Here is a 21880-nt window from a genome sequence, read left to right as displayed (position 1 = left end):
TGGGCGCCGATGTGACCGGTCATCCCTGCTGGCCTGCGAACCGCACGGTGCTCTTGTTCGAGCACTTCAGGGTGCCGGCGTGGCACACCCGGTAGGTGTACGTGACGGCGCCTGAGCCGTCGACGGCGTCGGCGTACGTGCCGTTGTTGGGCACCGTGGCGACCAGCGTGCCGTCGCGGAAGACGTCGACGTTGGTCGAGGTGGCGCCGTCCCAGGCCAGATTCACGAAGGCGTTCCCCCGCACCCGATGTGTTGCGGCGCTGAGCTGGATAGCCGAGTCGACCTTCACCTTCACCACCCGACCCGGCGAGCTCAACGTGCCGAGATAGACGAAGCCCCCCTGCGGGTCGATCACCGCGGACAGCAGCGAGTTCTCGCCGTCGGCCAGCGTGGCCGCACCGACCCGCTGGAAGCCGCCGAGCTCGATCTTCACGACCCCGCCGGGTGCGGTGCCGGTGCCGAAGTAGGCGTACCGACCGGCCGGGTCGATCGCCGCCGTCAGCAGCGAGTTCTCGCCGGTCGCGAGTTCGATCGCCTCGACCCGCTGGAAGCCGGCCAGGTCGATCTTCACGATGCGTCCCGGTGACGTGCCGGTGCCGAAGTAGGCGTACCTGCCCGCCGGGTCGATCACCGCCGAGTAGAAGAGACTCTCGCTCACCATCGCGATCACCCCGACCTCAGCCATCGTCGTCAGGTCGACCTTCACCACGAGCCCGGGCGCGGTGCCGGTGCCGAAGTAGGCGTACCCACCCGCCGGATCGATCACGGCGGAGCGCAGGTTGTCCACGCCGCTGCTCAGCGTGGCCGCGTCCACCCGCTGGAAGGTGTTCAGGTCGATCTTGACCACCCGTCCCGGCGCGGTGCCGGTGCCGAAGTAGGCGTATGCCCCCGCCGGATCGATCACCGCCGACCGCAGGTAGTTCTCGCCGCTGTCGAGCGTGATCGTGCCGACCCGCTGGAAGGTGGCCAGGTCGATCTTCACGATGCGGCCGGGTGCGGTGCCGGTGCCGAGGTAGGCGTACCTGCCGGCCGGGTCGATCACCGCCGAGTTGAGGTAGTTCTCGCCCTCGGCCAGCGTGATCGCACCCACCCGCTGGAAGGTGCCCAGGTCGACCTTCACCACCCGACCCGGGGACGTCTGCGTACCGAAGTACGCGTACCGGCCGGCGGGATCGACCAACCCGGAGAACAGGACGTTCTCACCGGCCGCCAGTGTCGCGGCGTCGACCCGCAGCGGGACCCGGATGGCGACGCCCTCCAGCGTGATCGCGTGCGGACCGTCGACCGCGTCGCTGGTCACGGTCACCGGCGCCGTCGCCGGCTCTTCGACGGTGGGCGTGAACGTGTACGCCACGGTGCAGCTCTGCAGGTGCGAGAGCGTGACCGGTAGCGCGCCACACGTGCCGCCGGACTGCGCGAACCCGCCGCCCGGCCCGGTGATCGCGCTGACCGTCACCGGTTCGGTGCCGGTGCCGGTCAGCGTCGCCGTCAACGGCCCGGCCGTGTCGCCGATCTTCGTCACGCCGAAGTCCAGCGAGCGGGGCGCCACGCTCAGTCGTCGTCCGTCCAGGGGTACCAGGGCGAAGTCCGCGGCGGTGCCGCCCTCGACGACGGTCGCCGGGCCGCTCGCCGCCTGGTACCCGAACGCCGAGGCGGTCACGGTGTAGCTGCCGGCGGGCAGGGTGATCGCGTACCGGCCGTCCGGCCCCGTGGTACGGGTCCGGTTCACCGAGCCGGCGATGGTGATGGTGGCACCGGCGATCGGCGTGTTGGTGGGGGCGGCGAGCACCGTGCCGGTCAGCTGCCCCTTCGCCGGACGCGGCGCCTGGGTGACGGCGGCGAGGGCGTCCAGCTTGCCCTGGCCCCACACGTTGTTGTTGCCGCTGGTACCGCCACAGGTGAGATCCGCGGTGTCCACGGCGGAGCCGTCCAGGATGGCCCGGGTGGCCGCGATGTCGCGCTCCAACGCGGGCGCGGCGGACCAGAGCAGCGCGACCACCCCCGCCACGTGCGGGGAAGCCATCGACGTGCCGGTGAGCGCGCCGTAACCGCCATTTGCGAATGACGAGCGCACCGCGACACCCGGGGCGGCGATGTTCGGTTTCACCTGGTCAGCGCCCCAAGCCGAGGGGCCGCGGCCGGAGTTGACGTACAGGGCGCCGTTGACGTCGAACGCACCGGCCGCGTACGCCTCGGGCAGGTTGCCGGGGTTGCCCGCCTGTCCACACGTCGACCCCGGGTTGCCGCTGGAGAACTGGGGGAAGATCCCGGCCGCCACCCAGGCCTGGACGGTGGGCTGGTACCAGGGGGAGGTGGTGGCGCCGCCACCCCAGGAGTTGTTGATGATGTGCGGGCGGAGCGCGGGGTTCGGGTTCTTTCCACGCAGGTCGGTGGGGGCGAGCATGAACTGCCCGCTGGACAGCAGCGCGGAGGACGTGCAGGAGTTGGACTCGCAGCCCTTCGCGGCCATCCACTTCGCCCCGGGCGCCACCCCGATCTGGTTGGCCCCGCCGTCGTTGCCGACCATGGTGCCCACGGTGTGGGTGCCGTGGTTGTTGTTGTCGCACGGCACCAACGACGGGGCGCCGCACACGCTCGACGGGTCCCACCAGTTGTAGTTGTGGTCGAACGTGCCGTTGCCCAGGTTGCCCCGGTACTGCTTGACCAGCGCCGGGTGGTTGTACCGCACCCCGGTGTCGATGCTGCCGATCACGATGTCCTCACCGGTCACCGCGTACTGCTGCCACACCTGGGGGGCGTTGACCCGGCTGATGTTCCACTCGACGGCCATGATCTGCGATTCCTCGCCGGCTGCTTCCGGCGTGGGGATCTGGTAGGTCTGGTCGGCGGTGATCTGGGTGACCTCTGGGCGGGCGGCGATCCGCTTCAGCAGCGCCGCGTCGCCGGTCACCCGGACCGTGTTGGCGATCCAGTACGGCTGGTGGCTCGCTCCCGCGGCCTTCAGCATCGCCACCAGACCAGCCTGGCTGGCCCTGGCGGTGCCGGTCAGCCTGTCGTACACGAACCGGCCCTGCGCGGCCCGATCAGTGATCCTGGCCGCTCCGGAGAGGTCGGCCCGGTCCCGCAGATACACCCAGAAGGTGGCGGTACCGTCCGCGGCAAGTGTGGTGTGCAGCGCCGGCTCGACCGATGCCGTCCGGGTGGGTGCGGCTACCGCCGTTCCTGGCATCCCCAGGACGAGCAGCATGGCCGTGACCAGGACGGCACCCAGTCGGAGCCTTCGCCGCCGAGGGGCGCTCACGAGCGTCGGGGAACCCGTCGCCAATCCTTTCAAGGAACTCTCCTCTGTCCTCGCGCGGTGCGGTCTCGCCCGCTGTCCCTTGTCGGGCCTGAGTCCGTAGCGGCGGAAGGGCTCATACCGACCGCCATCCGCCCTCGTGCCGGGTCCCCTCCGCCGTCTCGCCCGCCGGTGCGTTCTCGTCCTCGGCCGGGCTCGGCGGTGCGCCCGCAGCCGGCCGTACCGCACCGGCAGGTGACGCTGGTTCGTTGGGAGATCCGGACGGTCCAGGGGTCTCGTCGGGCTCAGGATGATGCATGGCAGCAGCCTGGCCGCGAGGCAGCACGGGGAACAATCCCGGAAACCCGGCAACTAACGGCTTGCCACTCAGCTCAACCGGCTCGCGATGGCCGCTCGGGAACGGATGTGCAGCTTCCGCAGGACGGACGTGATGTGCTGCTCGACGGTGTATACGGAGAGGAACAGCTCTGCGGCGATCTCCTTGTTCGTGCGACCCGCGGCGGCCAACTCGGCCACCTCCCGCTCCCGCGGTGACAGCTCGTTGCCGTAGCTGGGCCGCCCGGTCCGGCGGCGACCCGGCAGCGACAGGCCCCGTTGCCGAGCCGCGCCGATCGCGCGGGCGTGGTCCCAGGTGGCGCCCAGGCGCTGATACGTGGCCAGGGCCGCCGACAGCTCGGCGGCACCGGCCTCCTGGTCACCCGCACCGAGCAGCGCCAACGCCGCCTGCTCCCGTGCCTGGGCCGCCTGGTAGGGGTAGGGCAGCCGGTCGTAGTGGTGAGCCGCCTCGACGAGGTGGCGGGCCGCCCGTGGCGGGTTGCCGGCAGCCGTCTCCAGCAGGCCCCGGGCGTGTTGGAGAGCGGCCGGGGCGATGGAGACGTCCAGGTCACCCAGCCGGTGTTCGTAGTCGGTCAGCAGGACGTCGGCGTCGGTCAGCTGGCCCGCGGCGACCAGTGCCTCCGTGGCGGCCGGTAGCACCGGCGCCGCGGCCGCCCACGCCTCCTTGCCGGTCAACACCGTGAGACATCGTTGCGTCGCGGTCAACGCGGCGTCGACGTCCCCCCGGGCGAGCGCGATGCGGGCCAAACCACTCGCCGGGAATGCCAGCGACTCCACCAGGCCCAGATCCTCGGCCAGTTGCCGGGCACTGGCGAGCCGGTGTCGGGCGTCGTCGAGGTGGCCGTGACCGAGGGCCAGGCCACCCAGCGCCAGCTCGGCTTCGATCCGGCCGAGCGGGTAGTCGGACAGGGCGTCGAGCAGGGCGTCGGTGCCGTCGGTCAGCGCGTCCCAGGTGCCCCGGAGATAGTGCAGCAGGACCAGCGCCGACCGGGTGAGCAGCTCCAGCCGGCGGCTGCCGCACCTGACCGCTCCCGTCAGGGCAGTCGTCAGCAGCCGCTGCCCGACCTCGTGGTGCCCGAAGTAGCAACACTGGGTGCCGACCGAAAAGTACGCGTTGACCTCGGCCAGCGACTGGGGTGAGCTCCCGGTGGCCGCTTCGATGCGGTCGAGCACCTGTCGCCAGCGGGGGTCGCCGAGGGTCACCAGCCCCATCCCGACCTTGCCCAGCACGAACACCCCGACCATCGGGTCGTGGACCTCCGCGAGCAGCTCCAGCGCACGGTAGAGCCAGCCTCGACCCCGGGTGACCGTGCCGATGGACGCGGTCAGCAACCCGACCGCGACCGTCGCTCGCACCCGCAGGTCTGGCCGGCGCGGCAGCTGTTCGATGGCGGTGGCGAACAACGTGCGCTGCACCGATGGATCCTCGCCAGCCACGTTGAGCGCCGAGGCCAGCAGGAAACGCAGCTCCCCCTGCATCGCCGGCGCCCCGTTCTCGTTGAGCACCGCCCAGAGCAGGTCGACGACCTCGTGCGTACGCACCATTTCAAGAGCGGCCCAGCCCAGCTTCACCGCCAGCCGCGCACGCTCCTGCGAGGACAGCGGCCCATGGCGTACGACGTCTTCGAGCAGCCGGACCGCCTCCGCGTCGTGCCGCAGCGCCGCCGCCTGGTCCGCCGCCTGCTCGGCCGCGCGCACCCACTCGTCCAGCAGGCGGGCGTGGCGAAGGTGGTGTGCCCGCTGCCCCAGCGGTACCGGATCGAGCGCGCCGAGCGCGGCCGCCGCCCGGCCGTGCAACTGCTGCCGGCGCGGGCCGGGCAACGCCCCCTCCACCGCCTGCGCGGCCAGCACGTGCCGGAACCCCACCAACTCGCCATGCTCGACGAGCAGGCCCGACTCCAGCGCCTCCTCCAGGCCCGGCAACGCCCGCGCCGCCGGTATCCGGCAGGTCGCCACCACCACCGACATCGGTACGGACGTGTGCAACACGGCCGCCGCCTCGACAACCGCTCTGGCCTCGTCGGACAGGTGCGCCACGCGTTCGAGCACCTGGTCACGGACTCCGGTGGGCACGGTGAGCTCACCCAGCTCCCGGCGTGCCCAGCCGCCGTTCCGGCGGACCAGTTGGCCGTTCGCCTGCAACAACGCCAGCAGCTCCTCGATCGCGAACGGCAGCCCGGAGGCCCACTCGCACAGGTAGTCGGCGAACTCCTCGGAGACCCGGGCCAGCCCGAGGATGGCCGCAGCCAGCGCACCGGTCTGCCCCGCGTCCAGCGGGGCCAGCACGACCTGCGCGTGCCTCGTCGACGCCGGCAACCGTGCCGTCAACGCCCGTACGCCCGGGGCCGCCTCCTCGCTGCGGAACGTCAGGAGTACCGACAGCTGCGCTGGCAGATCACCCAGCAGGTAGCTCGTGAAGTCGAGGGTCTGCTCGTCGGCCCAGTGCAGGTCCTCCAGGACCAGCACCACCGGCCCCACCGACCCCAGCACCTCCGCCAGCGCACGGAACACCCGATGGCGCTCGGCAGCCGGGTCGTCCAGTGGGTCGGGCGCCGGTGGCAGTGCCTCGGCGAGCTCGGGCAGCAACGGCCGGAGCGCGCCGGCCAGCGGCGACAGCCGGGTTTCCGCCAGCTCCGTGCCGAGCCCGCGGACCGCGTCGATGATGGGGCCCAACGGGAACGGCTCGCGGATCCGCCGGCTCGCCCCGAGCACGAACCTCAGCCCCGCAAGCTCAGGCCGGGCTCGTACCTCGGTGATCAGCCGGGTCTTGCCGGCTCCCGCCTCTCCCTCCAACACCACGGCGGCGGGCGGCGTCGCCAGGGTCGACACCAGCAGATCGAGCTCCCGGGCGCGCCCGATGAGCCTGGGGGAGGAGATCCGCTGTTGGACAGGTACCGGCCTACGCCGCACGACCGAGTTCCCCGTCACCGGATCACGCTCACCCGTCAGCGCCTGGCGTACCGGAGCTAGGCGCGCGGCCGTCGGGCCGCCCGGCACGGGGGACCCGAGCTCCCGGGGACCTGCCGGCGGGCGGAGTGGCGATGGTGCGGCATGGTCGTCCTCCCCGAGGGATCGGGCGGCTGGGGGCGGCCGGAGCTGTCCGCCCGGCCTGCGCCGCCGGAGCCGCCTGCCTGGCATTCTGCCGCAGCCGGCCGGCGATCGGTACGGCGTATTCAGCGGACGAGGCGCCGCGCCGCCGTACGGTCTCCTGCTCGGAGCAGGGCGATCGGCCAGGGCCGGTGCATGGGGGGATGCTGGAGTCCACTGAGGTACGCCGAACAGCCGTCGATCCCACCAAGGCCGACGTGCACGCTGAGCAGCCGATGGGAGCGCGTCGCTTGACCGGCAGCCTCGCGATCAAAGCAGCTCGCCGGCGCAGCATTCATGATCGCCGCAGCCGTAGCAGGTGTGTCGCATGCAGCCGGTGCAGATCCCGAGGTTTTCCAGCCGGTATCGGTCATGGCAGGTGGAACAGATCTCGCGGCGGGAGAGCATGGCGTTCCAGCCGACGGACCCGCCATTGAGTTCGTACGAGGCGGCGACGAACTCGGCCAGCTCGGCATCGTACGCCGGAGCCGCCGGGTCGCTGATCTTGTAGTTCAGGCTCCAGCAGTACACCGCGAAGAACGCCGTGCCGGTGACCAGGAAAGCGTGACCGCGTCGGTCCCGGACCCAGGCATCGCGGAGGTGCCGGACGCGTTCCTGGAAAGGCCGCGAGCCGTCCAACATCACGCGATCGCCACTCATCCCGGCATTATGCGGGCAGGGTCAAGTGGCCATCGCGATGAGCGGCTGTCTGGCGTGCCGCCGCACCGGCAGCACCGGTCCCGCCCGGACGACTGGACGACTACGCCGCTGTGGCTGCGGCACCGGCAGTGTGCTGCTGGTGTGCTGCGGTGCGCCGAACGACCTGGATACCGGCGGCCGTGGTGATCACGAGTGCCACGGATGCGGCGACCAGCAGCAGGGTGGTCTCTGCCTGGACGGTGCGCATGTACTCACCCCCGTTCGCGGTGGCGGACAGGAACTGCACGGCTGCGATCAGGTTGAGGGGTACGGCGACGATGGCGCTCATCCACCACCGGGCCACCGGCGCTGTGGGGGCGACCGGTAACCTGGTGCGCCGGGTCCGGACGAACCAGTTGGCGACGCCGACGACGGCGGCAAGCAGCGTGAGAAGCAGCAGCCAGAACATCGCCGACGACAGCTCACGAAGCGGCACGACGGTGTCAAGCATGTCCACCGCGCCGGACCCGTCGTGGGTCACTACGCCGATCCGGTGCTCGTACACTGCGAGGGCGACGATGGTGTGGAAGACGTCGACGACCGTGAGGGCGACAAGGGCGGCCGTGGCGGTGCGAGCAGCGGGCACCTGACGACGATAGCCGAAGGCAGAGACATCGCTGGGGCGCGCTGCGATGGTCCGGGCGTGCCGCAGGCGCGTCTGGGTAGTAGTTGTTCGAGGTGCCCTGCCAGCAGCTTCTCGACGTGTTCCCTGTGTCGGCGTACGGTCTCGCGGCAGTCTGGGCGAAGCCTCGCCTAACCTGGCGGAATGGCTTTGGACGAGGTGCCCACGGGCGACCGTCACAATGGCGGAGAGCCCTTCTGGCTCGCGCCGGACCAGCCGGCGGTGGTATCCGACTGCATGCTGCCGGCGCGTCGGGTCGCCACCAGACGGGCTCGGTCCGCCGTCAATCGGCCAGTGCGGTTCAAAGGCGTTCACATCTCATGGCAAGACCCCGCCGCCGAGGCTGTCCTGTCCGAGGACGACCAACCATGACGCAACGAGGATCCCGGACAGGCCTGCTTCAGGTCTGCGCCGCCGGAGTGCTGTGGGGAACCGGTGGCCTGGCGGTCACCGTGCTCCACGAACGTGACGGACTCGGTGCGATGACCGTCAGCGCTTGGAGGATGCTGCTCGCGGCGGTCGCGCTGATCGGGTTCGCCGTCGTGACACGCCGCGCCTCAGTGGTGCGAGCAACGGTGCGCGATCACCCGGGTATGGCCGTGCTGGTGGGCTGCGGCACCGCCGCCTATCAGGGCCTCTACTTCGTCTCGGTGCTGATGGTCGGGGTCAGCGTGGCCACCGTGGTCTCCTTGGGCCTTGCTCCGATCCTGGCCGCGGTCTGGGAACATCTGCATGCCCGCACCCGGCCCTCAGCTCGGGAGGCAGGGGTGCTGGCCGCCGCGCTGACCGGGCTGGTACTCATCAGCGCGACGGCGGGCCACGGATCAGCAGGGCCGGGTGACTCGCCGTACCTTGGTCTCCTTCTTGCCGTGACCGCCGGGGCGACATACGCGGCGACGACGGTTCTGGGACACACCATCGCGCAACGAACCGATCCCGTGGCGTTGACCACCTGCACCACAACTGTCGGCGCCGTCGCGCTCGCTCCTTTCCTGCTGGTCGCCGCAATGGGTGACGACCCCCTGATCGGGACGAGCGCAGCGTCTCTGGGCCTGCTGGCCTACCTCGGCATCGCCACCATGGCCTTGGCCTACGGCCTGCTCTACGCCGGCCTGCGCACCACCTCCGGATCCGTGGCAACCGTGGCGACACTGCTCGAACCGGTATCCGCGGCCCTGCTCGCCGCCGCTCTTCTCGGCGAGCGCCTGCCCTGGCCCGCCCTTCTGGGCGGAGCCCTGATCCTCATCGCAGTCGCCGCTCTCCGCTCCACCGAGAAACATCCCATCCCGGCCTGAAGCGATTGTCCATCCGCTGGATCGTCAGGCAGGGTCTCCCTTGCCTTGTGCGGCCACGGTGACCGCATCCATCTCTGAGACGGAGCCGCCACGCCGTTCTGGACAGACTGGGCACCAACTTCTGCGGGAACTGCCGGGCTGGCCGGTCAGGCGGGGGCAGACGAATCGACCACCCAATGGTTGGTTTGGAACGTGCGCCCGGCGAAGGTCGTTTCCTCCTCGCCGGCAAGCGAGAAGCCGGCCGAGCGGCAGACTGCGCTAGATGCTGCGTTCGTCCTGCTCGGAAACGCGTGGATCAGTCCCCAACGGCCGTCCGCTCGGGCAAGGCCAAGTACGACACGAATGGCTTCACTCGCCAAGCCTCTGCCCCGGAACTCCGGTAGGACCATCCAGCCGATCTCGGAGCTGCCGTCGTGGACGTATAGCGTCACCGTTCCCGCCACCTGCATCGAGTCATCGGGAATGACCATCTTGATCCAGGCACTGCCCTCGGAAACCGTTTCAAGGTCACGCTGGAGCTGACCTGGAATGCGTTCACGCGGCTGTGGGCCGCCGAGTTCCGTCATCATGACCGGATCGCAACGCATACGGACGTAGGCCGCGAGATCGGCAGGTGGCCTGCCGGCATAATGCCCACGTGTCGCACGCCGATCTCACGTTGTCTGCTTGGTTGGACCTGTCCGACGAGGCCGCCGGCCGTACCGCCGCTGCCATCGCGCGTAGCGCCGAGGTCCGCCTCGCCGGCATAGGTCCGCATGCGTACGCCGGCCGGACCGGGCGGGTCGCATTTTTCGATCGCGACGGCATCCGCTACGCCTTGGTGCCAGGCGGCACCGTACAGCTCGGCCATGACGCCGACCGCTTCGTTCCCAGCGCCCGGCAGCTCACCGACTTCGCTACGGCCACCGCACAGTACGACCTCACCAGGCCGCTCAACCGTTTCGTAGCCGAGGCCACCTCGCCGCCGCGCCACGTGTTTCTACCGGCCCGGCTCGTCGCGGTTCGCTCCGAGGAAACCGACGCGCTGCTGGCGGCCGACGACGAGGCCGACCTCGACGACAGCGACGAGGAGTACGACCACGCCTGGCTGATGGCCGGACTCGAGCGCCGCGGCCTGCGGCCGCCAACTCCCGACGAATGGGAGTACGCCTGCGCAGCCGGGGCCACCGGCCTGTTCCGCTGGGGCGACGAGTATCCCGAGGGCGAACCCTACGGCGACGTGCCCCTCATCCAAGAACCGAACCTGTTCGGCCTGGTCATCGGAGACGACCCGTACCGGGCCGAGTTCACCACCGACCCAGCGGTCCTGTGCGGCGGGGACGGCGGCGCGGCACTGTGCGGTGGCTACGGCAGCTTTCTGACCTGGCTCACCCTCGCCACCGCCTATCGCGACCCAGACCTGGCGGAGGCCCTCTACGACGGCGGCCTCACCGGGGAGACTCCGGTGCGGCCCGTCCTGCAGATTCCTTGATCAGATATCCGCATCTGGCACGCGAAGCGAGCGTTCGCAACCTGGGACTGTAGCCACTGCACTTCCCTGCGTAACGGAGGGTGTCACCATGAGTATGGTCGATCTCATGGTGGGGCCAGTCATGGCCGTCCCGGCGGAGCCGACCATGTCTGTCACGGCCACGTAGACGCGACCGGGTGGGTGGGGCCTGGCAGGCCGAGCTGACGGGCCTGGCAGGAGGTCGTTGAGTTGGGGTGCCCAGGGCGGTTGAGTATCCGTGACCAGGTGAGGGACTTGCGGAGACTCCTATCGTGGACGCGTGGTGATGACCTTCCTGCGCCAGGGGACGCTGCGGTTCACGAGCTTCGCATTGACCTGGCTCTACACGCTGCACCAGATTCATCCGGCGGTGTGGCGGCTCATGGCGCGGAACTACCGTCCGTACATGGGTCGCTTCGCTCGGCTGCACGCGTGGATGACCTGTCAGTTCGCCGCGATCGACGTGCCCGCGTACGGCGACTTCCTGCGCCGCAACCAATGGCGGTTTCGCTGGTTCGACCTGTCGTCGTACCCGCCGACAGACAAGCAGTCGTACGTGAAGGCATACCCGGAGGCCCAGCGCTGCTGGCACGGTGAGATCGAGATCGCCGGCAGCGTCGTCGACGAGTCCTCGGGATCGTCCGGTCAGCCGTTCAACTGGATCCGCAGCCGCCGCGAACTGCGCTCGGTCCACAAGAACCTGGCCGGCTACGCGACCATGGTGTTTCCGTCGAAACGGCGGTTCGTCATCAACGCGTACTCCATGGGCGCCTGGGCCACGGGCACCAACACCGGCATCGCCATGTCCAAGATCGCGATGGTGAAGAACACGGGCCCGGACCTGCAGAAGATCGCGGACACGTTGCGGTACTTCGGGCCCGGGTTCGAGTACATCGTCACCGCGTACCCGCCGTTCCTCAAGCATCTGCGCGACAAGCTCGACGCCGAGGGCTTCCCGTGGGGGGAGTACCGCATCAGCGGTCTGGTCGGCGGGGAGGGGATGACCGAGGCGCTGCGTGACTATCTGGAGGAGCGCTTCCTCAAGGTACGCTCCGGCTACGGCGCCAGCGACCTCACCATCGGTATCGCCGGGGAGACCGACTTCACCGTCTGGGTCCGCCGCCGGCTACGCACCGACGTCGCCCTGCGGACCGCCCTGCTCGGCCCCGACGAGCACCGACTGCCGATGATCTTCCAGTACAACCCGCTCGAGACGTATCTGGAGACCAACGCCGACCACGAGGTGCTCTGCACGATCAACTCGACGGCGGTGCTCAACCCGAAGGTCCGCTACAACATCGGCGACGAGGGCCGGCTGATCGCGTACCCGGATGTGCTGGCCGCGATCGGGGACCCGGCCGCGCGTTCGGACGCCGAACGCGCCGGACGGACCGACCGGATGCAACTGCCGCTGCTGTTCCTGTTCGGCCGCAAGGACAGCACGGTCTCCTACATGGGTGCCAACATCTACCCCCAGGACGTCGAGTACGGGCTCTACGCCGGCAATCCCCTCGCTCACCTGCTGCACAGCTTCTGCCTGGAGCTGGAGGAGCATGCGGACCTGGAGAGCCGGCCGGTCATCAACCTGCAGCTGCGCGAGGATCTCGCGCTCGGCCCCGACGAGCGGCTGGCCCTCGTCGAAACCTGCCGCGGCGGGGTGCTGCGCTACCTCGCCGAGGTCAGCCGGGACTTCGCCGAGTCCCTCGTTGAGGACCCGTCCGCAGCCGACCTGCGGGTGAGGGTTCATGACTACGGCACCGGCCCGTTCGCCGGCGCAACCTCCAAGATCAAGAATGTGTACCTGGTGAAGGGTGCGACGATGTGAGGACCTCCGACTTTTCCGCCGCGCCGCCGGTTGGTCAAGCGACCGCCATGTTCGTCGGCGCCACCCGATACCGTGGGCCGCGCTCGATCCTCACCCTCACCCGCACCTGGTTCAAGATGGTCAAGCAGATGAAACGGATGAACGGATACCGGTGGCATACGGTGTACTACCAGTTTCCGTTCACGCTCGGCACCATCGCGTTCTTCAGCGACCGCGACGCGCTGCTGAAGTTCGCGCGCAGCCGCCACCACCGCGACCTCATGTGCTGGGTGACCGACCACGGCACGCAGAACGCGACCGGCGGCTACATCCGGCTGTACAACGCCGAGCCCGAGGGCTACACCAACGGCGTCTGGCGTGCCGAGGCCGACGGCATGGCGCACATCCAGACGTTCACCCCGCTGTCCACCGAGACGGCCGGCCCGCCGGTGCACCGCGCATGAGAGTGTCCACCGTGAAAACGCGGGCCGACCTGCGTGCGTTCATCGACCTCCCGCTTCGGCTGCACCCGACCAACCGGTACGTTCCCCTGCTGTCGTCGGTGATCGCCGCACACCGCCGTACCGCCGAACTGTTCCTGATCCGCGACGGACGCGGCGCGGTGGTCGGGCGGACCAGCGTGCACCGCAGCACCGCCTTCGACGCAAAGGTCGGCCCGCGGCAACTGTTCGGGCACACCGAGTTCGTCGACGACGACGCCGTCTTCGCCGCCATCATGGACACGGTCGAGGCCAGGGCCGACGGCCGGCCGCTGTTCGGGCCGGTCGCGCTGCTGCCCAACCAGACCGGCGGGGTGATCACCTCCGGCTTCGCCGAGCGTGGCTTCGTGGACTCACCCTGGAACCCCGCCTACTACCCGGCGATGTATGAGCGGCACGGCTTCCAGCGCCGCTTCGAGGCCGACACCTGGCTGGTCGATCTTGACGGCCGGGACTCCGGGGCCGGCTCGACTCCCGCTGGCGCTCCGGTCAGCACCGACCGTGACCACGGGTTCACCTTTGACGACACCCGAATCCCCGCGGAGCGGCTCATCATCCGGCACGGCTCGCGGCGGCACTTCCGCGAGCAACTGCCGATCCTGCGGCAGCTGCTCAACGCCAGCTTCGCGCAGCTCGGCTACTACACCGAGATCTCCTCCGAACAACTGGCCGAGCAGACCCACGGCCTCGCCTACCTGCTCGACGAGGCGTTGCTGCTCTGGCTGGAGAAGGCCGGCCGGCCAATCGCGTTCGTGGTGACCGTCCCGGACATCTCCGAGTTCCTCATGAAGGTCGGTGGCCGGCTCGGCGTGCTCAATCAGCTTCGCCTGCTGGCGACCCGCGCCCGGTACCGGCGCGACGCAGTGCTCATCATCAAGGGGACCGTGCCCGAGGAACAGGGCAAGGGGTACCTGACGCTGCTGTCTCGGGAGTTGCACCGCAACCTCGCTGCCGGCGGGTACCGGACACTGCGCAGCACCTTCGTCGAGCGGGAGAACACCGCCTCGGCAGCCCAGTACCGGCGGGCCGGCGGGCGACCGCTGCACGGGTACACATTCTACGAAAAGCGGTCAGGATGACGTGGGTCGAGCAGTTGCGGGCGTACGAGGCGACCTGCCGCAGGGCGCCGAGCGCACACAACACACAGCCATGGCTGCCGGAGTACCACGCCGACGAGATCGTCATCAACGTCGATCAGTCCCGCTCCTTGCCGGAGTCTGACCCGACCGGACGCGACCTCGGCCTCGGAATCGGCGCGTTCGTCGAGACGTGCCTCATCGTCGCCGCCGACCTCGGCCTCAACGTCGCCGCGGCGCCCGGCCCCCGCCTGGTCGCCGCACCGCACAGGTACGCAACCCCGTTCACGATCATGGACATCGAGTCCCGCCGGGTCGCCCGTGGGCGGTACGCGACCGGGCCCGTCGACCCGGCCGTGCTCGCCGACCTCGAACCCGGCCTCGTCCACCTTCCCGCCCAGGATCTCGCGCGCGAATTGGTGGTCGCCGACCGCTGGCTGTTCGGCACCCCGGCCGTCGCGGCCGAGCTACGCGACTGGCTGCGCCTCGACCCACGCCATCCGCGCTACCACCTCGACGGACTCACCGATCGGGCTCTCGTCCTGTCCCGGTTCGAGGCGCGGTTCCTGGCCGCCTCGCTGCGCGCGTACCCCGTCACCCGCCGGTTGGGCCTCGCGGCGCTACTGGCCGTCAGCGGCCGGAGCCTGCTGCGGTACGACGGCAGCATCCTGGTCATGCTGGCGGACGGCGACGATCGCATCGCTGCGGGACGTCGTCTCCTGCGCACGTGGCTGGCCCTCGCCAGGCACGGCCTGGCGGTCCATCCGCTCAGCCAGCTCATCGACTGTCCGGTGACCGCCGCCCGGCTCGCGGAACGGGTGAATGGCCAGCCGCTCGCGGTGTTCCGGGTCGGTCGGCCCCTCGCCGAGCCGACCCGCTCGGCCCGGCTCTGACGACGCGCCCATCCGCGCGTCGGAACCGCCTGCCGCGGCCAGGATGCCGCCCTGCGATCATTGCCGAAGGCCAGGGCGAGGGCGGACCCGGCGGCGGCCAGGCTGGCCACCGCCGGGCCCTTTCCAACAGCCGGCAGGTTCAGCCTCTGACGTTCTCGGCTCTGGACGGTCGTTGCCGGGGCAGGCGGAAGCCTGCGGTGATCAGCCAGGCGAGGCCGGTGAAGCGGGCGATCGGTAGGAGGATGGCCGCGTCGTCGATGAGCAGGCTCAGGGTGGCGATTTCGGCGACGGCGGCGATGATCAGGCCTGACCAGGCAAGCCAGCGTGGCAGTAGCCGGGCGAGGAGGCCGGGCACGGCCACGCCGGCGATCAGCAGACCCAGCGGCACCACGTGCCCGACGCCGCCGGTGGCGAAGGTGAGGTGGTGCAGACCGCGTACGAGGGCCGGTTCGTCGAGCACCTCGGGTTGGGAGGTGACCCAGCCGAGCAGGCCGCAGAGGGCGAGGAATCCGGCGGAGAGAGTTCCGCCGACGAGCGCGATGGTCGCGCCGGGTGCCCGGACGCCGAGTTGGTGCAGGCGCGCGGACGCGGTCGCGGCGTAGATGGCCAGCGGGATGGCGGCGGCGAACTGCAGCGCCGCGCCGACCTGCACTGCGGGCTGATGATCGCGGAAGTACGCCAGGATGTCGGCTGCGGGGCCGTACGGCGACGGGTAGGGTTTGCCGCCGGCGAGCAGGGTGCCGAGGACGAGGCTGGCCATGAACAGGGCCGTGGACACGACGGCGAGGACGCCGAGCGGTGGCCCGCTCTGGTGGCGGCGGCGCGGGGTTGCGTTTGTGGTGGTCATGCGATCACCCGCCCGCCGGTCAGGTCGAGGGTGACGCCGGTGATCCAGGACGAAGCGTCGGATGCCAGGAACAGCATCGCCTCGGCGACGTCGTCGGGCTCGCCGATGCGCCCCAGCGGGAAGTGTCGGGCCAGTTCGTCGAGCTGCTGAATGCTCATTGCTTGCTCCATACGGTCGTTGCGGACAGCGGACGGGGCCAGGCAGTTGACCCGGACGGCATGCTGGGCGACCTCGTTGGCGAGGTGTCGGGTGAACATGACGACACCGGCCTTCGCGGCCGCGTACGCGGCGTTGGCAGGGCTTGGTTGGCGTCCAGCGCTGGAGGCCATGGTGATGATCGCGCCGCGTCGGTGGCGGACCATGCCGGGCAGCACCTCGTGCACGGCGAGAAAGGTCGAGGTCAGTTCCGACTCCACCGTCGCGCGCCACCGCTGGGCGTCGAGGGCGACGGTAGGTACGGGTCGGCCCTGCCCGCCGGCGACGGTGGCGAGGATGTCGACCGGACCGAAGGCGGCCTCCACCTGCTCGCGGATGCGGCGCACGGTGGTGGCGTCGGTGACGTCACCGGGCACGGCGATGGCCTGCCCGCCGTCGGCGGCGATGCGGGCCACGACGCCGGCGAGCGCCGCCTCGTCCCGGCCGTTGACGGCGACCCGCACGCCGTTGGCGGCCAAGGCGCGGCAGGTTGCCGCGCCGATGCCGCGTGAACCGCCGGTGACGAGCGCAACCCTGCCGGCCAGATCGGGATAACGGGTGGCTGGCATTCCAGATCTCCCTTCTCGCGGGTGAACAGTTCAGCCGGGTGAACCACTCACTGGGTGTAACATATCCGGGTGACCTCACGACGGCAAGCCGGCCCCACCGGAGCGGCGTTCCTGCTGGCTCAGCTCGGCGCACACGCAGCCGAGCGCTTCGCCCAACGGGTGAAGGAACTCGGGTTGACCCCGGCCGACGTCGGGCTGCTGCGCATGATCGCCAGCCAGCCCGGGCGAAGCCAGCGGTCGCTCGCGACGGACCTCGGCGTCGTACCGAGCCGGGTGGTCGCACTCGTCGACAGCCTCGAGCGCAAGGGGCTTGTCGAGCGGCGGTCCGCCGAGACCGACCGCCGCCACCACGCGCTGCACCTCACCACCGATGGCGAGCAGGTGCTGATGCGGATGCGGTCCATCGCCACCGCCCACGAAGACGACCTCTGCGCCGCCCTCAGCACCGACGAGCGCTCCCAACTCGCCAGCCTGCTGCAGCGGATCGCCGACCAGCAGGGACTCGTCCCACACGTGCACCCCGGATACCGGAACCTGAGCGCCCCACGGTGACGACCACCCCAAGCCGTCGGTCCCCAACCACCGGTGATCGGCATCCTGTGGCCTGACACCAGCCGCTCCAGCAGGGAGCCCAGGAGAGCCACGCCGACCAGCGTGCCGCGCCGGGGCGGCGTCGCCGGTCCTCCCGGCGCCCGCTGCGGGCCCTCCGGGTGGCCGGCCGTCTCCCTTAGGGTCCCCCCGCACCCGGCACGGGGTTGAAGTCGTCGTCGACCAGGCCGAGCCGGTGCGCCAGCACCGCCGCCTGCACCCGGTTGCGCAGCACCAGCTTTTCCATCGCCGCGGACACGTGCGTCTTGACGGTGGTCACCCCCAGGTGCAGCCGCGCGCCGATCTCCGCGTTCGACAGCCCAGCGCCGACCAGGGCCAGGACCTCCCGCTCCCGGGCGCTGAGCAGCCGCAGCGCCGCCGCCGACCGGTCGGGCTCGCGTTCCCGGTCGTGGGCGGCGAGCGCCCGGCGCAGGACCCGGGCCAGCACCGGCGGCGCCAGCAGCGCCTCCCCCCGCGCCGCCCGGCGTACCGCGTCCACCAGTTCCTCCGGGGCGCCGTCCTTCACCAGGTAGCCGATCGCGCCCGCGCCGAGCACGCCGTACACGTTGACGTCGTCGGCGAACGTGGTCAGCGCCACCACCCGGGCGGACGGCTGCCGGTCCAGGATCCGCCGGGTCGCCTCGATGCCGTCCATCCGGGGCATCCGCAGGTCCATGAGGATCACGTCCGGCCGCAGCCGTTCGGCGAGGCGGACCGCCTCGTGGCCGTCCCCCGCCTCACCCACCACCTCGAAGCCACCGGCCGTCCGCAGCAGCAGACCGACCCCGGCCCGGACGAGCGTCTGGTCGTCCACCACGAGCACCCTGATCACGTGTTCTCCCTGATCGGTAGCCGGGCCCGCACCCGCCAGCCACCGCCGTCCGTGGCCGTCGCGGCGAGCGTGCCGCCGAGCAGGCCGACGCGCTCCCGCATCCCGTTCAACCCGTACCCGGACGCCGGCAGCACGGGACGCCGCCTCACCGGCCCGCTGTCCAGCACCTCCAGCAGCAGCGCACCGTCGACCACCCGGACGTCCACCGAGGCGATCGCCCCGGGCCCGGCATGTTTGAGGGTGTTGGTCAGCGCCTCCCGCACCACCCGCGCGGCCGTCGTCCCCACCACCAGAGGCACCCGGTCCAGCGCGGCCGGGTCGCCCACCTGGACCGTGACGCCCACCTCCCGTAGCCGTCGGGCGGCGTCCCGGATCACCTGCGCCGGCTCCACCTGCGGGTCGGCCGGCTCGACCGCCTCCGGGTCCCGGAGCACCTCCAGCAGCTCCCGCAGCTCGTCCAGCACCAGCCCGGCCGTGTCGCGCAGCTCGCCGAGGGCGGAGACCGCCTCCTCGGTCCGGCCCGTGTGCTGCACGGCGTACCGCGCCGCGCCGGCGCGCAGGGCGATCGCCGCGATGTGGTGGGCCACGATGTCATGTAGGTCCCGGGCGATGGCCCCCCGCTCGGCGAGCCGGGCCGCCCGCGTCTCCGCCGCCCGGCGCTCCTCCACCTCCCGGGCACGCTCCTCGGCCGCCACCGCGGCGTGCCGCACCCCGCGCAGGTACCGACCGAACGCCACCGGCGCGGCAACGACCCCGGCCAGCATGATCAGGCGGATCACCCCCGTACCGCCGGAGAGGACCCCGGCGTCGCCCTGGTGCAGGACGTCAACCAGCGTCACCCCGAGGAAGAGGACGTACGCCGCCGCCGTCGAGGCCCGGCCGCACCAGTACGCGACGTAGCCCAGCGCGACCGCCGCGGCGAGCTGCGCGGTGCCCGCCCCGGCCGGCGCCACCGCGTCGGCGACGAGCAGCAGCGCCGACTCCGCGAACAGCACCGGCCAGGGCCACCGCCGTACGGCCACCAGGGCGAACCCGGCGAGAACCGCGACGACCCCCGCCCACTCCTCGCGGGCCACCCCGCGCCGGGCGAGCCAGGTGCTGGCCAGCCCGAGGCCAGCCGTGACCAGCCCGAGCAGCAGCTCCCGCCACCAGCCGCGTCGCCCACCCATCACCTGGCCAACCATACGGAGGGCCGGCGCCCCCGCCGGCCCTCCCATCGGCCGCCATGCCTCCTCCAGGTGGCCGATACGTCGACCGTCGGCACGAGCCCCGCCCCGCCGTCCCGCACCTAGCGTCAACCGGCGTGACCAGCGACGCGCCGACCTTCCTCGCCCAGTTCATCCGACACCCGCTCACCACCGGCGCGGTGTTGCCCAGCGGGCCCACGCTCGCCCGGGACATCACCGCCGCGGTACCGCGGGTGGGGCATCCCCTGGTGGTCGAACTCGGGCCGGGGACCGGGGCATTCACCCGGACCATCCAGGAACGGCTGGCCGGCCGCGGCCACCACCTGGCGGTCGAACTCAATCCGACGTTCGCCACCGGCCTGACCCGTCGGCACCCCACCATCGAGGTGGTACGCGCCGACGCCGCCACCCTCGGGGAGTTGCTGGCGGAACGCCAGCTGGTGTCCGCCGACGTGGTGATCAGCGGGCTGCCGTGGGCCGCCTTTCCCGCCGGGCGGCAGCGGGCGATCCTCGACGCCGTCGTCGGGTCGCTCGGCGCTGGCGGAGTGTTCACCACCTTCGCGTACCGGCACGCGCTGCCGACCCGCCCGGCGCGCCGCTTCCACTCGCTGCTGACCAGGGCCTTCGACGAGGTGACCGTGGGCCGGACCGTCTGGACCAACCTGCCGCCGGCCCTGGTCTACCACTGCCGCCGCCCGCTCCACCTCGACCCCTGGCAGGCGGGCCGTCCGTCAGCATGTAGCCAGCCAGCCTGATTGTCGAGCGGGACAGATTCCCAGTCGCCGTCGGGCCACTTCACCCGCCCCTCAGGGCGGTCCTGTCGTGTGAGGAGCGAGCCGTGCGACGAGCATTCAAGTGGTTCAATCTCGGATCAGGCGCTCAGCGTGGTCAGTTTCCTTCGTTGAGACGTCGCTGTGTCGACTGCTGCGCAGCCGCCACCGAGTGGTGGTGTCGTCCGGGCCCCGCAGCACGCCGCTGGACAGCGCCAGGTCGATGCGTTGGCGGACGACATGTTCCCTGTCGGGCTCGACAGCGAACAAGATTCGCAAACGCAACTCGCCATCGACCCAGTCCGCGTGACTGTGGTGCGGCGCCAGCGGGCACGGCGGCTCATGATCCCAGCTTCCGCACAACGCCGCCGTGATCGCTGCCCCCGGGGCCCGCAGATCTGCCCCCGGCTCCATGACGAGGACTGCCTCATGAGCGAACGCCTGTCGCACACGCTCAGTGTCCCAGGAGGCTTCGCGCCGCAGGCTGAGAACCCCGGAACGTGCCTGAGCAGCACGTCTGCCAGTGAGCTGTTCAATCCTGACTCGGAGCTGGCGTGACGGTTCACCACAGGGGCCGGGACACCATGCCGGGAACGCGGACCCAGGCCAGCGCCGGGGGATCGACTCGTGATGCGTAGATCACGGCAGGGGCCTGCGCCCGACGTCGCCGAAACAGTTCCTTCAGAACCTGCGCTGCGCAGGTCGCCACACTCGGCCTGCCGGCGGCTCCGGCCGGCGCGGCGGACCTGGGTCGATGTCGATGGGCTAATCACCGAGGAAGCGGAGGCACAGGGCCTCGCTGTCCCGACATTTTGCGGCCATGCGGCGTACGGCACTCAGGATCTGCTCCTCGCCCGCACCTTTTGCCTGCTCGACAACGAGATCCAACTCGCTGAGGAACTGAGGCATCTCGACCGAGGTGAGTTCCAGCAGGCCGTATGGGTCGATCCGGTCCAGCATCGGCGTCCTCCCGCGATGCTGGACCCGCTCCAGCGCCGATGCGAGGCGAAACTGAACGTCGCCGACCACTGCTACCCGCGACTCGCGACGTCTCCGCGGGCTCGTGCCCTGCTGCTCGACTCGGATCAGTTCAACATCGACACCCACCTGCGGAGTCTAAGGCCGGCGGCGGGATTGCCGGAACGATGGCGAGCCGTTCGGCGTCCGTCGAAACCGGGCCGATCGCTGCCACGCCGCCCTCGCCGAATCTGCGCTGGTAGTAGGCGCGTCCGAGGTCTGAGTAGTGGGCTTGGACGACGGCGATGAAGTGCAGGGCGGAGTTGAGCTGGCGGTTGCCGTCGGTGTTGGGTCGGTGGCGTTTGCAGGATCCGCTGGACGCGTCCGTGTGCCGGTGCCGGCTGTGCCGCCCGGTCGTTGCCATAGAGGAGGTGGCGTCATGACTGAGGGTGCCGAGTCCAACCAGCCCGACCTGGAGCGTGGCCGCTACCGGTACTAGTGCCGCATCAGGCAACGTTCGCCTTGATGACTACCTGACGTAGGCGTTCGTCGGCGGCGTGCTTGTTCCGCCAGATGATGTAGCGGCGGATCATGCTGCCCTGCTCTTTGTGGCTGGTGTGGTCGGTGCCGTCGAGGGCGAAGTAGCGCAGGGCGGTGAACTGGGCCTCGATCCGGTTGAGCCAGGAACTGTTGGTCGGGGTGTAGGCGAGTTCGACGTTGTTGGCCGTGGCCCAGTCGCCGACGCGGGTGTCCTTCTTCGTGCTCAGGTGCGGGGAGTAGTTGTCGAGCACGATCGCGATGCGGGTCTGCGGTGGGTGCAGGCTGCGTAGGTAGCGGCAGAACTCCAGGAACCGTGTGCGGTGTTTCCTCGGCTT

General features: G+C 70.6%; 20 protein-coding genes and 1 pseudogene. 8 read left to right on the top strand and 13 right to left on the bottom strand.

Annotated features, from left to right (window positions below; genetic code table 11):
• Positions 1-19: 19 nt before the first annotated feature.
• From ACZ6O2_RS30665 to ACZ6O2_RS30650, 4 genes are all read right to left on the bottom strand, one after another.
• Entirely contained in the window at positions 20-3208 is a 3189-nt protein-coding gene (locus tag ACZ6O2_RS30665; protein WP_466025325.1) for a S8 family serine peptidase, read from the bottom strand.
• 417 nt (positions 3209-3625) lie between these two features.
• Positions 3626-6733, bottom strand: a complete 3108-nt coding sequence (locus ACZ6O2_RS30660; RefSeq protein ID WP_466025324.1) for a helix-turn-helix transcriptional regulator — start codon at positions 6731-6733, stop codon at positions 3626-3628.
• A gap of 219 nt (positions 6734-6952) precedes the next feature.
• Positions 6953-7342 carry a hypothetical protein gene (locus ACZ6O2_RS30655; protein ID WP_466025323.1) on the bottom strand — a complete coding sequence of 130 codons (390 nt, stop codon included), beginning with the start codon at positions 7340-7342 and terminating at the stop codon, positions 6953-6955.
• A gap of 100 nt (positions 7343-7442) precedes the next feature.
• The gene (locus ACZ6O2_RS30650) at positions 7443-7967 is read right to left on the bottom strand and encodes a hypothetical protein (protein ID WP_466025322.1); all 525 of its coding nucleotides are present in this window, start codon (positions 7965-7967) and stop codon (positions 7443-7445) included.
• A 404-nt stretch (positions 7968-8371) separates the two neighbouring features.
• On the opposite strand from ACZ6O2_RS30650, the gene ACZ6O2_RS30645 reads away from it, so the two are divergent.
• Positions 8372-9298, top strand: coding sequence for a DMT family transporter (locus tag ACZ6O2_RS30645; protein ID WP_466025321.1), 927 nt, complete (start codon positions 8372-8374; stop codon positions 9296-9298).
• Between the two features lie 146 nt (positions 9299-9444).
• Here ACZ6O2_RS30645 and ACZ6O2_RS30640 read toward each other — a convergent pair.
• Positions 9445-9900: pseudogene (locus ACZ6O2_RS30640) on the bottom strand (GNAT family N-acetyltransferase); the annotation flags it as partial.
• A gap of 35 nt (positions 9901-9935) precedes the next feature.
• Between ACZ6O2_RS30640 and ACZ6O2_RS30635 the strand changes: the two are divergent.
• The 5 genes from ACZ6O2_RS30635 (at position 9936) to ACZ6O2_RS30615 (ending at position 15060) form a co-directional block, all read left to right on the top strand.
• Positions 9936-10769 (top strand): hypothetical protein, encoded by an 834-nt coding sequence (locus ACZ6O2_RS30635; protein WP_466025320.1) that lies wholly within the window; start codon positions 9936-9938, stop codon positions 10767-10769.
• Between the two features lie 304 nt (positions 10770-11073).
• Positions 11074-12612, top strand: coding sequence for a phenylacetate--CoA ligase family protein (locus ACZ6O2_RS30630; RefSeq protein ID WP_466025343.1), 1539 nt, complete (start codon positions 11074-11076; stop codon positions 12610-12612).
• Between the two features lie 47 nt (positions 12613-12659).
• Positions 12660-13055 carry a DUF4188 domain-containing protein gene (locus ACZ6O2_RS30625; RefSeq protein ID WP_466025319.1) on the top strand — a complete coding sequence of 132 codons (396 nt, stop codon included), beginning with the start codon at positions 12660-12662 and terminating at the stop codon, positions 13053-13055.
• An 11-nt stretch (positions 13056-13066) separates the two neighbouring features.
• Complete coding sequence (locus ACZ6O2_RS30620; protein ID WP_466025318.1) at positions 13067-14170, top strand: hypothetical protein; 1104 nt, start codon at positions 13067-13069, stop codon at positions 14168-14170.
• The gene (locus ACZ6O2_RS30615; RefSeq protein WP_466025317.1) at positions 14167-15060 is read left to right on the top strand and encodes a nitroreductase family protein; all 894 of its coding nucleotides are present in this window, start codon (positions 14167-14169) and stop codon (positions 15058-15060) included. The genes ACZ6O2_RS30620 and ACZ6O2_RS30615 overlap by 4 nt, the downstream gene beginning before the upstream one ends.
• Positions 15061-15199: 139 nt before the next feature.
• Here ACZ6O2_RS30615 and ACZ6O2_RS30610 read toward each other — a convergent pair whose 3' ends face one another.
• Both ACZ6O2_RS30610 and ACZ6O2_RS30605 read right to left on the bottom strand, forming a co-directional pair.
• Positions 15200-15907, bottom strand: a complete 708-nt coding sequence (locus tag ACZ6O2_RS30610; protein ID WP_466025316.1) for a hypothetical protein — start codon at positions 15905-15907, stop codon at positions 15200-15202.
• Positions 15904-16671, bottom strand: a complete 768-nt coding sequence (locus tag ACZ6O2_RS30605) for an SDR family NAD(P)-dependent oxidoreductase (protein ID WP_466025315.1) — start codon at positions 16669-16671, stop codon at positions 15904-15906. Before ACZ6O2_RS30605 ends, ACZ6O2_RS30610 begins: the two co-directional genes overlap by 4 nt.
• A 69-nt stretch (positions 16672-16740) precedes the next feature.
• On the opposite strand from ACZ6O2_RS30605, the gene ACZ6O2_RS30600 reads away from it, so the two are divergent.
• Positions 16741-17223 carry a MarR family winged helix-turn-helix transcriptional regulator gene (locus ACZ6O2_RS30600; protein WP_350705378.1) on the top strand — a complete coding sequence of 161 codons (483 nt, stop codon included), beginning with the start codon at positions 16741-16743 and terminating at the stop codon, positions 17221-17223.
• Positions 17224-17398: 175 nt separating this feature from the next.
• Here the strand turns inward: ACZ6O2_RS30600 and ACZ6O2_RS30595 are convergent, their stop codons facing one another.
• Both ACZ6O2_RS30595 and ACZ6O2_RS30590 read right to left on the bottom strand, forming a co-directional pair.
• Positions 17399-18091, bottom strand: coding sequence for a response regulator (locus tag ACZ6O2_RS30595; RefSeq protein WP_466025314.1), 693 nt, complete (start codon positions 18089-18091; stop codon positions 17399-17401).
• On the bottom strand, positions 18088-19260 hold the full coding sequence (locus ACZ6O2_RS30590; protein WP_466025313.1) for a sensor histidine kinase: 1173 nt from the start codon (positions 19258-19260) through the stop codon (positions 18088-18090). Before ACZ6O2_RS30590 ends, ACZ6O2_RS30595 begins: the two co-directional genes overlap by 4 nt.
• A gap of 134 nt (positions 19261-19394) precedes the next feature.
• Here ACZ6O2_RS30590 and ACZ6O2_RS30585 point away from each other — a divergent pair, with 134 nt between their 5' ends.
• Positions 19395-20033: a class I SAM-dependent methyltransferase gene (locus ACZ6O2_RS30585; RefSeq protein WP_466025312.1), complete on the top strand. Its 639-nt coding sequence runs from the start codon at positions 19395-19397 to the stop codon at positions 20031-20033.
• 105 nt (positions 20034-20138) lie between these two features.
• On the opposite strand, the gene ACZ6O2_RS30580 is transcribed toward ACZ6O2_RS30585, so the two are convergent.
• The 4 genes from ACZ6O2_RS30580 to ACZ6O2_RS30565 form a co-directional block, all read right to left on the bottom strand.
• Positions 20139-20498: a hypothetical protein gene (locus ACZ6O2_RS30580; protein WP_466025311.1), complete on the bottom strand. Its 360-nt coding sequence runs from the start codon at positions 20496-20498 to the stop codon at positions 20139-20141.
• A 315-nt stretch (positions 20499-20813) separates the two neighbouring features.
• Positions 20814-21155, bottom strand: coding sequence for a hypothetical protein (locus tag ACZ6O2_RS30575; protein WP_466025310.1), 342 nt, complete (start codon positions 21153-21155; stop codon positions 20814-20816).
• Complete coding sequence (locus tag ACZ6O2_RS30570; RefSeq protein WP_350705387.1) at positions 21139-21429, bottom strand: transposase; 291 nt, start codon at positions 21427-21429, stop codon at positions 21139-21141. The genes ACZ6O2_RS30575 and ACZ6O2_RS30570 overlap by 17 nt, the downstream gene beginning before the upstream one ends.
• A gap of 82 nt (positions 21430-21511) precedes the next feature.
• Positions 21512-21880: transposase (locus ACZ6O2_RS30565; protein ID WP_466025309.1), on the bottom strand; the 369-nt coding region annotated here is incomplete at its 5' end.

This window comes from Micromonospora sp. NPDC048040 (assembly GCF_055587185.1).
Note: the sequence above shows the minus strand (reverse complement) of the source record. Positions and strands in the feature narration are given on the sequence as shown.